Here is a 15,480-nt window from a genome sequence, read left to right as displayed (position 1 = left end):
GAGGAGCGAAAGGGAGACGTAAAACACAGCCTTGCCGATATCTCTAAAGCAAAGCAACTGATCGGCTATCAGCCCCAAATAAATATACAGGAAGGACTGAATTTAACTATTCCATGGTACGCGAATGCCCTTGTTGTAAATAGTGAACAACAAATGTGAAAATAGGTGTTGCCGGCGGATTAAAATACAAGGCAATCCTTCCAAGCTCAGCCTGTTATTTATTTGTATAAAAGATGAGTTGCTCATGATTTTATGTTTTCATTGGAAACGTATTCCATCATACAACTGTTAATACACGCATATTTTTAAATAAAGATATTCTTAAAACTACTGCTTTCCTTCTCATCCTGTTTATAAGTAAAACTTACAAAGTACATTTGATTTTTTACTTCATTCACGTATAAGTAAGTTTACATGATAAAGCTGGTTCAGGTATTTGTTTGTATAATAATGTTGCTTTGCACTGCTTTGATAAGCACTGCACAGGAAGTTAAACCTGTACAATTTAAATACGATCAAACAAGAAAAGATGATACAGTAATTCTTTCTATCAAAGCATTAATTAATCCGGATATAAAACTCTATTCTATACACAAGACTTCGGACGACGCCCCTTTTACAACTATCACTTTCGACAGCACGGCTACGAAATACGTAAAGGATTCTGTTGACGAAAAAGGAAAACTGCAAACCGCAACGGATACTACGTTTCATACACAGGTGAAATACTACAATGACTCTGTTGTTTGGCTGCAAAAAGTGACAGCAAAGCCATCAGATAGTTTGGTGTTGAAAGGTGCCATCAGCTATATGTATAAAAACGGCGATGAATATGTGCCAGCCGAAGAACCTTTTAAATTTTATATACAACCTCAACAAAACAATACAGTTGTATCTGCACCTGTAGAGGCAACCAATATCAGGCATTCTTTATGGTTAATCTTTTTCTCAGCATTCGGTAGCGGGCTGGTAGCGCTTTTTACACCTTGTATTTTCTCCATGATTCCGGTAACGGTGAGCTTCTTTACCAAGCGTAGCAAAACACGCGCTGAAGGTATCAAAAACGCTTTTATTTATTCGCTATCCATCATTGTCATTTTTACATTAGTTGGCTTTTTAGTATCACTCATTTTTGGCCCGGCTGCTTTAAATAACTTAGCTACCAACTGGATTGCCAATCTTGTATTTTTTGCACTATTTTTTGTGTTTGGTATCTCTTTTTTAGGTGCCTTTGAGATAACGCTGCCGGCGAGTTGGTCCACCCAGGCCGATACGAAAGCAGGCATGCACAATGTGGCAGGCATTTTCTTCATGGCACTTACATTAGTCATTGTTTCATTCTCCTGCACTGGCCCCGTGATTGGGCCTTTGCTGGTGCTGGCTTTTAATGGTAGCTTTTACGGACCGTTGATTGGCATGTTGGGATTCTCTATTGCATTGGCATTACCATTTGCATTATTTGCCCTCTTTCCGGGTATGCTCAATGTATTGGGTAGGTCGGGTGGCTGGCTCAATGCTGTAAAGGTTACGTTAGGTTTTATAGAGCTTGCCTTAGCGTTGAAATTTTTATCCAACGCTGATTTATCTAAGGGTTGGCGCCTGCTGGACAGAGAAGTATTTTTGAGTTTGTGGATTGTGATTTTTGCACTGTTAGGTTTGTACTTATTAGGCAAAATAAAACTGCATCACGATACAGAATTGCCGGTAAATGAATCGGGCTTGCCTTACCTGAGCATCCCGCGGCTGTTGTTTGCTATCACTGTTTTCACTTTTGTGGTCTATATGGTGCCGGGTTTGTGGGGCGCTCCGTTAAAAGCTATCAGCGCTTTTGTGCCGCCCATGGGTACGCAGGATTTTAATGCTTCCGTAGCTAATAATGCTAATGCGGTTAACTATTCCTCTGTGCCAAACAGCAATGCGCCGCACCCGGTGAAGTATGTAGATAAAATGAAAATATACGAGCCGGAAGTAGTAACGAAATATGGTATGCATGTGTACTACGATTACAAAGAAGCACTGGCGGCTTCAGTTGCAGTACATAAACCATTGATGCTTGATTTTACAGGCATTAATTGTGTAAACTGCCGCAAAATGGAAGGGCAGGTATGGAGTAATCCGGAAGTAATGAGAAGATTGAAAGAGGACTTTATAATTGTGTCTTTATACGTAGATGTACAGAATATAGACCTGCCACAAAGTGAACAATATTTCTCCAAAGCTTTGAACAAACAAGTAGAAACATTGGGCGACTTGAATACTGATAGGCAGGTAACTTATTTCAAAGCCAATACCCAACCGTTTTATTTCTTTCTGGATGGTGATGAAAAACGGTTGGTAGAAGATGGCTATGGATATGATGCTTCGGTAGAAAAGTTTATCCAATTGCTGGACAATGTGAAAGCAAAATACCAGCAAAGCAGTATGTAAAATTTTAGTAAAGCTATTCATGTTTTAATGTACGTAATGTGTGCTAAGTGTAACAATAATGGCGCGAGCAAATCGCGCCATTATTACAAAGTTCCTGCACTCACCCACCCGCCATTCACAAACATTATTTCCCCGGCGTAGTAGGTCGTACTTCTATCTTGCTGGGCAAGGTGCGTTGCGGTATGTTTAAAAGGTCGGCTACTATTTGCCCAATATCTTCCGGCTGTATTTTCCAGGCATCCTTTTCGCTGGGTATATGATTGTCAAAATGAGTAGCCACCGAGCCGGGCATGATGGTCGTAACTTTTATACCATATTGCCGGAGGTCGAGCATGACCGCTTGTGTAAAGCCAACCAGTCCAAATTTACTCGCATTGTACGCCGAGCCGTTTGCAAAAAAATTGGCGCCTGCTAAACTGGCAATGGTAATAATGTAACCTTTTGTTTGTTTGAGTGCTTCTATGCTTGCTTTTACACTATGAAATACACCTGTAAGATTGGTATTGATTGTGCTATTCCAGTTTTCTACGGTAAGGTCTTCAATAGAAGCAAAATGTCCGATGCCTGCGTTAGCAACCAATACATCTAATTTGCCAAAGTGATCTGTTACTGCTTTTACTGCATTCATCTCCGATTGTAAAGAACTCACATCCGATTCTAATGCCAATAATTTCGTGTCATCTTCACTTAGTGATTTTGCAGCTTCCTGTGCAGCTTGTAAATGGCGGCTTGTGATGGCTACTTTTGCACCATTATCCAATAATACTTTTGCTATTCCATATCCTATTCCCTTGCTGCCGCCCGTAATGTACACTACCTTGTCTTTAATCTGATCTGTCATAAATAATGGTTTTGATACTGTGGTTTTATTAATGTGATAAGTAGCTCACAAAAATTGTGCATGTCAGTTATAACTCATCAGCTTTTAATTTTTAATCTTAAAAAACAGTTACCATGTTATACTTACCGCTATTCCGGGAGAAGCATTTCTGCATTGCAACAGGCAGGTATTCGACAGCTCATCCCAGCTATAGAAAGCATCATTCATCACGTTACCATTGGCATCTTTTACCGTAACGTTTTGTGGTTTTGCAGGCAACAAAATACGCATTACATTATTCGTATTATCCGGACTTTTAGCGATGAATGTATAGCTGTGTGCATCTCTTTTCTCATCATACACCCGCGACGCTGCACATAATACCTGTGGTGTTTTTTTATCTTTTATTCTTTTTAAATCGTATAAGAAAGCTTGTTGCCCCGGCTGCACTATTTTTTGGTTTAATACAGGCAAAAACGGATCGAATAAATCTATAACAGGACCATTAATAGTTAAATGTTTATCACTTACACTTTCATCCATTACAGAAGCTATATCATAAGGTCCTCTTTCAAGATAGAAGTAATTTTTGGTTATAAGCTTCGTATGATTAGATGCTTCATAAGCATCTTTTATCAAGTTAAAAAAAGCACTATCAGCACCTGGAGTTAACACTAATTCTTTTGGATCTTTTCGTACAACATATACTGTTCCTTTGCCATAATGATATACAGAAGCGTGATCGTTTGGATTAATATTCATTTGTTCAAATAAATGCTCCGAAGGTGCGGCATAGTTCAGCCCGTTCGTATTCCACCATTCCTGTACTTTTTGAAACGGATCGTTATCTCTGCCATAATACAACAGCGTGCCGCCTTTCTTTACCCAGGCTGCTAATTGCTGGTGTACCTGTGGCGATTGCGGCTTCATGTTGGTATAACTCATCACCAGCACTTTCGTATTTTGCAAAGCAGCAGGGAAACCTAAGTTTTCCATGTGTACAATATCTGCGGGAATACCGCGCTTCTCTAAAGGCAATACCATTCCGTAAAAATTTGAAAGCTGTGGATCTTCATAACCTTCATGTGTAGGAAAGCGCTGAAACATCATTGAATTGCCTGCCAGCACACCAATACCTTTGCTGCCGTTGATGGTATTGGAAGATGCAGGCATAAAATTGAGCGCATTAATCATCACCTGCATTTGTGTAGCATAAGCAGGCGAAATGGGTTGTCTTTCATTACTATTTTCCAATTTGAATTTGCCCAGATAAATCCTGTTTGGCCAAGGCATCACTTCAAAATGGGAGACAGTAGGATACAATATTTCTGCTGTGAACGTAGCTTCGTAATTCCGTTTATAATCATCCCAGGTACGTGGCCAATCTTCTATCGGGTCGGTTAAAAAATACATGGTGCGACCGATGGGTGCCGTCATAGATAGCATAGAACCATATTCCAGAAATGCATTCTCAAATACCCTTTCCTTTTTTACACCATTATAAATTAATGGCTCTCGCGAAGTGCCGGTCCATACCTGTGCGATGTAACCATCCATGCCGGGCAATGCAGCAAGACTCGCTTCGGGGCTTACAATTTGCCAAGAAGAGTAGTTAAGCAACGAATGGGTTGGCACAAAACAACGAATGTTTTTGCCCTGGCTTTGTCCATATTCTTTAGCATACAGAAACACTTCTTTCAGTGCTTTAAAATACAGGTGGTATTTGAGTTTGGAGGATAAATAAGTTGCTTCCGGTGATTCGTGTTGCGGCATCCACGGAAAGCCGTAGTAGCTTTGCCATTCGCGTTTAAATGCTTCGCTGTAGCCGGCTCTCGCCCAAAACTCCGGCTCTTCCAGGTAAATGGTATTGATGCCTGCATCGATTACTTTCTTAATCAATGTTTTGAAGTAAGCAATATAACTATCTGTTGGCACTGTGTAAGGCACGTTTCTGCCATGACCAATGCTGTCACCCTTTCTATCCATTTGCCCTTCATCCAAATGCGATTTGCCATCCCATTGCCCCGAGAAATAATCCTGGTAATTGCCCCAGGCAATGCCGGTCATAAACTGCACATTGTAGCCGTGTTGTTTATATTGTTCTACACGATCATTAAATGTACTGTCGTAGCCATACACAATGGCTACATCGGAGCGTACATCATAAGCAGGGCTCCATGGTGCCGAAATTTGGAAAGCTGTTTTATCTGCAAGCTGATGATTGGATTGTGCGAAGCTGTGTGTAGCAAACAAGGCGAATAATAAGAATGGAATGTTTTTCACGTTGCAGTCTTTATTGAGGGGTTAAAAGTAAAGGATAATAAATAACTGATTGCAATGGCAAGAGAAGGTTTCCTATCTCGTTTAATTACCTTTTTTATCACCGGATAATTTATTTTTTAAATTATTTGGAAGTTTTGATAAAACTGTTACATTTGTATTCAACAAAGTTGAACAAGCGTAAACAAAGTTTAATAATGGATGAACTACTGACGGAGGAAAAAATAAATAGTCTGAATATTGGGGATCGTATTAAAATACTGCGCATGGGTCAGAAAAGGACTTTACAGGAAATTGCAGATGCGAGTGAACTATCGCGGAGTATGATTTCTAAAATTGAAAATAATAAGGCTATTCCGTCTGTTGCAGCGTTAGTAAAAATTGCGAAGGCATTAGGTACAAACATATCCGGATTGCTGGAGCAAAACGAATTTTTGAACGCCATTATTACACCAAGAAAAAAAGCTGAGGAAAACTTGACATCAACCGATAAAGGGTATTTTATTTACCCTTATGCTTCGGATTATCACGAGAAGAAAATGCAGCCTTTTTTGTTTGTTGCAAGAAAAGGCGAAGTGAAAGCGCATGAAGTATCGCACGAAGGAGAAGAGTTTATATACATCATTCGCGGGCAAATGAAAATGCAGGTGGGCGAAGTGGAATATGTATTGAAAACAGGTGATAGCTTATATTTTAATTCTTTGCAGAAGCATGGTATTATGCCTGTTTCAGAGGAAGTAATGTATCTCGATATTTTTGTTTGATTGCTATAAAACAAAGCATACATTTTTTATAACTAACACCAATCGCTTGTAAGAAGATAACGTAACCATAATAGTATAAATAATAAAGTACCTTAAGTGTGTACCACTACATCAGGCAAATAGCTGTTTGCTGGAGAATATGCTTAAGGGTATAACAACGGTCGGATGAGCGCTAACACATCTGAAGCAAGTAAACGATTGAAGTAAATATTGCCGATATTCCTATAACATATAGGATTGGATTTGCCTTAACTGGGATTGAGTAACTGCGCCCGTTGGAAAAATATGGTTTTTTCTGACAGGAAAAGAATTGCCTAAAGAATAACACACAATTGTAAACACAAGCTGAACTGTCTATTATTTTTTAAATCTTAAAAAGAAGTATTATCCAACTAATCAAGCATCGCTAAGCGCCGGCTAAGCGATACAGAACCTCTTTTCTTACATATTAACAAAAAACCGCCGTATGAACTTGTTTTTAAAACGTTTGCGGGAGCGCGGAAAACTGTCTGCACTCCTCACTGTTCTGCTATTGCTTACTGTTACCGCAATAGCTGCTGCACCCATAAAAGGGGTGATTACAGATGCATCGGGTAAACCACTGGAAGGTGTAACTGTTACTGTTAAAGGCACCACTTCTGCTACCATGACGTCATCGGATGGAACTTTTACCATAGATGCAGGTACAGGAGCAGTGCTGGTTATTTCTTCTGTTGGTTTTGAAAGCCTGGAAGTACCTATGACAACCGGCAAAAACATGACGATTGTATTGAAGGAAAAAGTGAATACCATGGATGAAGTAATTGTAATTGGTTATGGCTCCCAGCAGAAAAAGGATTTAACCGGAGCAATTGCTTCTGTCTCAGAAAAAGATATTGAAAAAACGGCTATCACCACACCCGACCAGGCATTAAAAGGCAAAGTAGCGGGTGTACAGGTACATACCAACTCCCACGCGCCGGGTGGCGGCATTTCGGTACAAATCCGTGGTACGGCTTCCATCTCTGCAGGCGGTTCTCCTTTATATGTGATTGATGGCATGCCTATCTCCAATGATTTTATAACCGGCAGAAGCACAGATGTGGGTTCTTTTGGTGCGCCGCCTAATCCACTTAACTCGATAGATCCCTCTGAAATTGCCTCTATACAGGTGTTGAAAGATGCTTCTGCAACTGCTATCTATGGCTCCAGGGCAGCTAATGGCGTAGTATTGATTACTACTAAAAGAGGGCAATCTGGTCAGCAGACCACTACTGCAGAATATACGTATGGCATTGCTAAATTGAGTAATAAATTGCCCTTCTTAAATGCACAGCAATGGGCAGAACAGGCAAACGAAAGAGCCGTATTGCTGGGACAGGCAAAAGTGTATTCCGATCAGGAAGTAGCCAATTTTGGGCAAGGTACCGACTGGCAGGATGAAGTGTACCGCACGGCTGCCCGCAAAGAATACAAGTTATCCTTCTCCGGTGGTAATGCTGGCATCCGTTATTTGGTAGCAGGCAATATCGCAGACCAGGATGGTATTGTAACAGGTTCCAATTTTAAAAGATATGGCGCAACCATTAATGTTGATGCTAACGTAAGTAAGAATTTTAAAATTGGCGAAAGCCTGATATACAGTATTACTAATAATAAGATTGTGCCTACAGATACTAAAGGGTACGAAGGTATCTCGAATGTGATTGATGCCATTTATGAAGCGCCGCCCACTATTCCGGCAAGAGATAGCGCTGGCAATCCCATCGTATTAGCCAATTATCCCCTGGGTGGTGGCAGAGAAAACCCGTTGGTGATGACCGATAAATATAAGCAGTTAACAAACACTGGTCGCTTGATTGGTAATGTATATGGCAACTATACGATTATCAAAGGGCTGGACCTGAATGTACGGTTTGGTGTGGATGTGAATGACTGGCGGTATCATGAATATTATCCAATCGGTTCAGAAGCTGCTGCCGGTGCCGGTGGCAAGGCAAGCCAAACCAGCATGAAGAACACCAACTTCAGTAATGCCAATACGCTTACTTATCAGACTTCCATCAACGATAATCAACGCATTACTATTTTGGGTGGTTTTACTTATCAAAAGAATACTAATGAAGTTTTAAGTGCTTCCTCTTTTGGCTTCCCAAGTGATATTTTTCAATATTATAATCTTGGCTTAGGAAGCAGTGTGCAAACGCCCGGCAGCAACTTTACGGAGTGGACATTGATATCTTATTTGGGCAGGGTGAATTACTCTTTACTCAACAGGTATCTGGTGACTGCTTCTGTGCGTGCAGATGGCGACTCTAAATTTGGTAAAAACAATAAGTACGGTGTATTTCCTTCTGTGTCTTTTGCATGGCAGTTAGGCGAAGAAGGCTTCATTAAAAGGATGAATATATTTAACCAGTTAAAGCTGCGTACCAGTTATGGTAAAACAGGTAATGAAGCCATTGGTGTGTACCGTTCCCTGTCTTTATTAGGTACTTCTTATGGTACCCGTTCTTCCTATATTTATGGCACTACCAGGTACCCGATTGCCTATCCGCAAAACCTTGCTAATCCCGATTTAAGCTGGGAAAAAACAAGCGAGTATAATGTAGGATTGGATATGGGAATAATAAAAGGCCGCGTAAGTTTATCCATAGATTATTATTACAAAAAAACCACCGATTTGCTGCTGGATGTGCCCGTACCTTCTCAAACAGGTTTTGGAGGCGTATTGCAAAACACCGGTGCTATGTTGAACAAAGGCGTAGAAATCGGGTTGAACAGTACCAATTTTACCGGCAAGTTCAACTGGAATACCAACTTCAATATTTCTTTCAATAAGAATAAAATATTGTCTCTTGGCGGAGCGCCTTACATCTATACCGGCTGGGTAGGTGGCGGTAATGTAACACCGCACGATAAAAATACTGCCCGCTTACAACCTGGTCATTCCGTAGGTGAGTTTTATGGTTCGGTGTACGAAGGTATCTGGACTTCGCAGGAAGAGATTGATAAAGTAGGCACCATGCCTGCAGCAAAGCCCGGCGATATCCGGTATAAAGATGTGAATGGAGATGGCATCTATGATACGGAGAATGATGATGTTTTCTTAGGTAATCCAAATCCCAAATTCAACTTTGGCTTTACTAATGAATTCAGCTATAAAAACTGGAGTTTGCATGTATTTATGTATGGCGAATACGGCAACAAAGTGCTTAACCTGGCTGCCCAGCAACTGGCATTGGATGGTTTAGGACCTTCCGCTAAGCGCTTAGACAGGTGGAGTCCCGATAACCTCGACGGTAAGTATCCTTCCGCCGCTTTTTCTAATCCGCAAAGAGTAAGTTCTATACTGGTAGAAGATGGTTCGTTCCTGCGCATACAAACGGTGGCTTTAGCCTATAATTTACCGGTAAAAAATTTATTCTCCGGCAAAGTGATACATAGTGCACGCTTAGCTGTAAGTGCAGATAACCTTGCCGTATTTACCAAATATTCAGGTTACGATCCGGAAGTGAATTCCTATGGTACCAGCAACACTTCAAAAGGTATGGATCGCTTTGGTTATCCGCCATCCAGAATTATCAATTTTTCTATTGCACTTACCCTTTAAATAATTAATAAACGATTGTTTATGAAAAAGAACTTTTTAAACTTACAAAAAACAGGTGCATCGCTTGTTCTTATTGCGGCTGCATTCACCTTTCATAGCTGCTCGCGTGCACTGGACGAAAAAGTGTACAGCCAGGTAGCGGTAGATCAGTTTTATCAAACCGTTGATCAGGCGCAACTGGCACTGAATGGGGTTTATGGTAACACCCTCTGGAACGATCCTTACCGCGATGGTCAGATGATTACACTTGGCGATGTAACTGCAGGTACACTCACTGGTGGCGGCTCTGCCAATGGGTCGGGAGACCGGTCGGGCATAATTACTGATTGGAGCACGTACACCTGGACCGCCGATGCCATTGAATTGATTACCTGCTGGAACTCTTTCTACCAAACCATCAACTGGGATAATACACTAATAGATAAGCTGGCAAATTCTCCAATACCAGATGCTTCTAAAGCCAGTATTGATGGGCAGGCAAAATTCCTCCGGGCTTTCTTTTATTTTAATCTGGTACGCATGTTTGGCGGTGTTCCGCTCTACACAAACGGCACCTCGGATTTGTCCGACGCCTATAAGTCCCGTGCTTCGGAAGAGGAGATTTATAGTCAAATAATTGCTGATTTAAAAGAGGCACAAACAGAGTTAACTCCATTTAATCCAGGTGATCAGGCCTTGGGAAAAGCTACCGCTGCATCTGCTACTGCATTACTTGCAAAAGTGTACCTGCAACAGCGTAACTGGACAGATGCTGCCGCTGAAGCAAAAAAGGTAATAGATATGGGTTATTTTACTTTGATGAACGATTACGAAAATATATTTAATCCCGATTTTCAGAATGGCCCGGAGAACCTCTTTTCCATTCAGTTTGGAGGCAATGCCAACAGCGCTTCTCAAATGTATCAAACAAGATTAATTTACCTGTATGGACCTCCTGCACAAACATTGCCTGATGGTACCAATATTCAGTTTCATACATTGAAAGACCTGGTAATTTTTCAGGCAACAGGTGATTTCTTTAATTCCACGCCAGATACTTACAGAAAGTGGTGGACAATGCGTAACAGAATGCCTTATTACTATAAAAATGGGGTAAGTGCTGCTAATCTGGTAATGGATACCGTGCAAATGTATGCACCATTCTTAACTAAATTCCATCGTATTGATTTTTCGACCGGTACGTTGAGAGAAGGCGTTAACTTTCCGCTGATCCGCTATTCCGATGTATTGCTGGCGTATGCAGAAGCGCTTAATGAGGCGAATGGTGGACCAACTGCAGAAGCATACAACGCTATTAATACTGTTCGCCGCAGGGCAAGAGCGGTTGGTACTGCTGTAGAACAACCGGAAAGCCTGTATCCTGATGTAGCCGGATTGAGCCAGGATCAGTTCCGTGATTCACTACTGATGGAGTATAAGCGTGAGTTTGCAGGTGAAGGACATTACCGCTGGGATTTGCTAAGGCACGACCGGTTAATAAGCGATGCAAAAGCGAGAGGCGTAACTGCTGCCGATGACAAACACAAGTTGTTTCCTATACCTGCCATTCAAATAAGCCGGAACGAGACATTGGAACAAAACCCTGGTTATTAATAGTTATATGAGAAAGGTTATGTTTAATTGAATACCGTTATAGCAATATCAAGTCTTTAAATTAAACATTCGGGAATCTAAAAAGATAAGAACTAAATTATGATGTACACAAGCTTTCAAAAAGTTGTAAAATTCCTTTCATTATCTGCTGCTTTTACTGTTTTTGCCGGTGCAGGCGTTTTTGCGCAAAGCAGTAATAATTCATCCGGAGATCCTGTAGCAATAAGTGTGGACTTTAATACCAAACAGGGCGCTATGAAGCCAATCTGGGCGTTTTTTGGTTACGATGAGCCCAACTACACCTACATGAAAGATGGTAAAAAATTACTGACAGAAATATCCCAATTGAGTAAAGTACCGGTAAATGTAAGAGTGCATAGTTTATTGGTTTCGGGCGATGGTAAAGCGGCTTTAAAATGGGGTTCCACCAACGCCTATACCGAAGATGCACAAGGACGCCCGGTGTATAGCTGGACAATCATTGACAGCATTTTTGATACATTTATTGAAAGAGGAATGAAGCCTATTGCACAAATTGGTTTTATGCCCGAGGCGCTGTCAACCAAACCGGAGCCGTACAGGCATAATTGGGGACCCGACCAGAAATATGGTAATATTTTTACCGGCTGGGCTTATCCTCCAAAAGACTATACGAAATTTGCCAACCTGGTGTATGAATGGGTAAAACATTCTGTAGAAAGGTATGGAAAGGAAGAAGTGGAAACGTGGTTTTGGGAAGTATGGAACGAACCCAATATTGGTTACTGGCAGGGTACAACTGAAGAATACATCAAGCTGTATGATTACTGTGCCGATGCGGTGAAGCGTGCCTTGCCAACTGCAAAGATTGGTGGACCGGAGGTAACGGGTCCGGCATGGGAAGATGCGGCCACTTTTATGAAAGCTTTCTTAGATCATGTGGTAAACGGAAAGAACTATGTTACCGGCAAAAAAGGCTCTCCGATTGATGTAATTACTTTTCATGCTAAAGGCGAACCAAAAGTGGTGAACGGCATGGTGCAGATGAATGTGGGTAAGCAATTGCGTGATATTGATGCCGGCTTCCAGATTGTTGCATCTTATCCTACATTAAAAAATTTACCCATAATTATTGGCGAATCAGATCCTGAAGGTTGTGCCGCCTGTTCAGAAGACTTCAATCCTCAAAATGCGTATCGCAATGGTACCATGTATTCCAGCTATACCGCCGCAGCCTTTGCAAGAAAATATGATATTGCTGAGAATCGGGGTGTAAACCTGAAAGGTGCTGTTACCTGGGCTTTTGAGTTTGAAAATCAGCCTTGGTTCCGTGGCTTCAGAGATCTGGCAACGAATGGCGTGGATAAACCTGTCTTGAATACTTTTAGGATGTTTGGGATGATGCAGGGCGACAGGGTAGCAGTAGGTAAAAACTTAGCTTACAATTATGCAACTATTCTCGACTCCAGTGTAAGAGGAGATAAGCCGGATATTAATGCGCTTGCTGCTAAAGACGACCATACGGCAACGGTAATGGTTTGGAATTATCATGATAATAATGATTTGACTGTACCGCCATCGCAGGTGGTTGTAAAAATGAATGGACTGCCCGACGGAAAAGTAATGTTACGGCATTACAGAATAGACCAACAGCATAGCAATTCCTATCAAGCCTGGAAAAAGATGGGTTCACCACAAAGCCCTTCTCCTCAGCAGGTGAAAGAGTTGGAAGCAGCCGGCCAGTTGCAGTTATATTCTTCACCTGAATGGGTAACAGTAAAAAATGGGGAGGCCGTGTTGAAGATGGATTTGCCAAGACAAGCAGTTTCATTACTGCAATATTCCTGGTAAAACAGTTTACATAGTTTGATTATAAGTACACTGTTACCTAAATCACTTGCGCCTTTGCCGGTGTTCTTCACCGGCAAAATAAATAAACCATTAAATCATTGCTGTTGGTGAAGAACACCAACATCGGCGAAATATCATAAGTGCAAAAGGCTTTGCCATCCAAACCACTCACTCAAAATACTAAAATGCAACTTAGAGTAAGTGGTGGCGTTGGCCGGACAAACGCGCGGAGCGATCGGCTTGTCCTTGAACTTTTTGATTAATTTTTCTTTCAAGAGAAAAAGTGACAAACATAAATTGAATGTAAGAGATCATACTTAAAGTATCTGTAAACTCAATAGCATCCAAAATAGATCAGTTCTATTCTAAACATATTTTGTAACAGTGTAACAAGTATGATGTCAAACTAAATTTTAGAACTCGAAGCCGCCACAATTACGAAGCAACATTTACTTACAAAAAACACATACAAACAAACTCTTTTCAATTACAATATAACAACAGATGAAAATTCAAGCGGTTAGAACAAAGCTATACCAGTGGCAAGGTCCCGTTAAAACAGCAGACACCATTTTTGCCACACCCCTAAGTGCATTGCCTTTTCAGGAAGATTCCCAGGCGCCTTTCCGGTTTTTTAGCTGGCTGGTGGTAGAAATTGAAACAGATGAAGGACATATAGGCATTGGTAATGCAGGTCTTTGCCCCGATGTTACAAAGCTGATTATAGATTCTAAGTTAAAGCCATTACTTATAAATGAAAACCCCCTGAATACAGAATACCTGTATGAAAAGATGTATCGCTCTACCGTAGCTTATGGCAGAAAGGGCGCTGTGCTGGCTGCCATCAGTGCGCTGGATATTGCCCTGTGGGACATCAAAGGACATGTAATGCAACAGCCGGTATTTATGCTCATGGGAGGCAGAACAAAGCCGGCCATAAAAACATACTATAGCCGTTTATACACCCGCAATTTAGATAGCCTGCAGGCAGAAGCAGCCGATTTTAAAGCACAGGGTTTTACTGGCATGAAGCTTCGTTGCGGCTATCCGCTCACAGAAGGTAAAGCTGGTATGAAAAAGAACCTGGAAATGGTAAAGGTGGTGCGCGAAACGGTAGGCGATGATGTAGATATTATGCTCGAAGCCTATATGGGTTTTGATTTTGTATATGCAAAACAATTTTTACAGGCATTAGAGCCGTACAATCTGCGCTGGGCAGAAGAACTGCTGCTGCCCGATGAGATACACAATTTTGCCAAATTAAAACAATATACAGATATACCACTTTCCGGTGGCGAACACGAGTACACCCGCTTTGGCTTTTATGATTTATTGAAAGCTGATGCGCTGGACATTTTTCAATTTGATACTAACCGAGTTGGTGGATTTACAGAGGCACAAAAAATTTGTACCCTAGCTTACCAGCACGGCGTAGAAGTGATTCCGCATGGCGGGCAGATGCACAATTTGCATGTGGTAATGAGTTCTTTTGCATCGCCTATGGCGGAGTATTTTCCGCAAACGGAGATAGAAGTAGGCAACGAAATGTTCTGGTACATATTCAATGGTGAGGCAGTTGCTGAAAATGGTTTTCTTCAGTTGGATGATAACAAACCCGGCGTTGGTCTTACTTTAAAAGATGATTATGTAGATCAATTTAAAATTATAGAATAAGTGCAGTGTCAACTAAATATGTTTTGCATAAACAATACTATTTCAGATGGTATTTCACCACAGGTGTCCGGAAGATTATTGTTAGCCAAACCAAAGAACTCAATAATAAAGGTGCATCTTAGGCAATGTGGCGTGCAGGCCCGGACGGATGCGCGGAGCCATCATGCCGTCCTTGACTTTTTTGTTTCTTTTTGCGTCAAGGCAGAAAGAAAGAGTAAAAACTTAATGCGGAAACTTCTTCCGAACATTTATGGGTGAGACACCGTCTGTTAGAGAGGCTACCAACGGGTGTCCTCACCCATAAGGGATTGGAGAATTATTTAGTTAATAACCTGATAAGGTAGTTTAAAGAAAGGATGCAATAAATTTTTGTTAGCCAACAAACCAGGTCTATACAACATTATTGTATCAATCACTTGTATTTGCTTATTGCTGCATGCTTTTGTTTTTACTTAAGCACTATTTAAAGCGAAACTTTTTTTAATAGTTAAACATAAAAT

At 41.1% G+C, this 15,480-nt stretch carries 8 protein-coding genes; 6 read left to right on the top strand and 2 right to left on the bottom strand.

Translation table 11 applies throughout. The annotated features are described in order from the left end of the window. The first annotated feature begins 414 nt into the window (after nucleotides 1-414). Nucleotides 415-2,427 (top strand): protein-disulfide reductase DsbD family protein, encoded by a 2,013-nt coding sequence (locus FC093_RS12015; protein ID WP_240743276.1) that lies wholly within the window; start codon nucleotides 415-417, stop codon nucleotides 2,425-2,427. 124 nt (nucleotides 2,428-2,551) lie between these two features. On the opposite strand, the gene FC093_RS12010 is transcribed toward FC093_RS12015, so the two are convergent. Then, complete coding sequence (locus FC093_RS12010) at nucleotides 2,552-3,268, bottom strand: SDR family oxidoreductase (protein ID WP_137262024.1); 717 nt, start codon at nucleotides 3,266-3,268, stop codon at nucleotides 2,552-2,554. A gap of 108 nt (nucleotides 3,269-3,376) precedes the next feature. Beyond that, nucleotides 3,377-5,530, bottom strand: a complete 2,154-nt coding sequence (locus FC093_RS12005; protein ID WP_240743275.1) for a hypothetical protein — start codon at nucleotides 5,528-5,530, stop codon at nucleotides 3,377-3,379. Nucleotides 5,531-5,724: 194 nt separating this feature from the next. Here FC093_RS12005 and FC093_RS12000 point away from each other — a divergent pair, with 194 nt between their 5' ends. The 5 genes from FC093_RS12000 (at nucleotide 5,725) to FC093_RS11980 (ending at nucleotide 14,980) form a co-directional block, all read left to right on the top strand. Beyond that, nucleotides 5,725-6,291 (top strand): helix-turn-helix domain-containing protein, encoded by a 567-nt coding sequence (locus FC093_RS12000; RefSeq protein WP_137262023.1) that lies wholly within the window; start codon nucleotides 5,725-5,727, stop codon nucleotides 6,289-6,291. Between the two features lie 466 nt (nucleotides 6,292-6,757). Then, nucleotides 6,758-9,883, top strand: a complete 3,126-nt coding sequence (locus FC093_RS11995; protein ID WP_137262022.1) for a SusC/RagA family TonB-linked outer membrane protein — start codon at nucleotides 6,758-6,760, stop codon at nucleotides 9,881-9,883. 21 nt (nucleotides 9,884-9,904) lie between these two features. After that, nucleotides 9,905-11,476, top strand: coding sequence for a RagB/SusD family nutrient uptake outer membrane protein (locus FC093_RS11990; protein WP_137262021.1), 1,572 nt, complete (start codon nucleotides 9,905-9,907; stop codon nucleotides 11,474-11,476). A gap of 99 nt (nucleotides 11,477-11,575) precedes the next feature. Beyond that, complete coding sequence (locus tag FC093_RS11985) at nucleotides 11,576-13,306, top strand: GH39 family glycosyl hydrolase (protein ID WP_240743274.1); 1,731 nt, start codon at nucleotides 11,576-11,578, stop codon at nucleotides 13,304-13,306. A gap of 504 nt (nucleotides 13,307-13,810) precedes the next feature. Further along, complete coding sequence (locus FC093_RS11980) at nucleotides 13,811-14,980, top strand: enolase C-terminal domain-like protein (RefSeq protein ID WP_137262020.1); 1,170 nt, start codon at nucleotides 13,811-13,813, stop codon at nucleotides 14,978-14,980. Nucleotides 14,981-15,480 lie beyond the last annotated feature (500 nt).

This window comes from Ilyomonas limi (assembly GCF_005233845.1).
GTDB lineage: Bacteria > Bacteroidota > Bacteroidia > Chitinophagales > Chitinophagaceae > Ilyomonas > Ilyomonas limi.
This window is presented reverse-complemented; position numbering and strand designations above follow the sequence as displayed.

Excerpts from the sequence above, each read along its gene's own strand:
- FC093_RS11995 (WP_137262022.1), top strand. The coding sequence starts at position 6,758 with ATGAACTTGTTTTTAAAACGTTTGCGGGAGCGCGGAAAACTGTCTGCA.
- FC093_RS11985 (WP_240743274.1), top strand. The coding sequence starts at position 11,576 with ATGATGTACACAAGCTTTCAAAAAGTTGTAAAATTCCTTTCATTATCT.
- FC093_RS11990 (WP_137262021.1), top strand. The coding sequence starts at position 9,905 with ATGAAAAAGAACTTTTTAAACTTACAAAAAACAGGTGCATCGCTTGTT.
- FC093_RS11980 (WP_137262020.1), top strand. The coding sequence starts at position 13,811 with ATGAAAATTCAAGCGGTTAGAACAAAGCTATACCAGTGGCAAGGTCCC.
- FC093_RS12010 (WP_137262024.1), bottom strand. The coding sequence starts at position 3,268 with ATGACAGATCAGATTAAAGACAAGGTAGTGTACATTACGGGCGGCAGC.
- FC093_RS12000 (WP_137262023.1), top strand. The coding sequence starts at position 5,725 with ATGGATGAACTACTGACGGAGGAAAAAATAAATAGTCTGAATATTGGG.
- FC093_RS12015 (WP_240743276.1), top strand. The coding sequence starts at position 415 with ATGATAAAGCTGGTTCAGGTATTTGTTTGTATAATAATGTTGCTTTGC.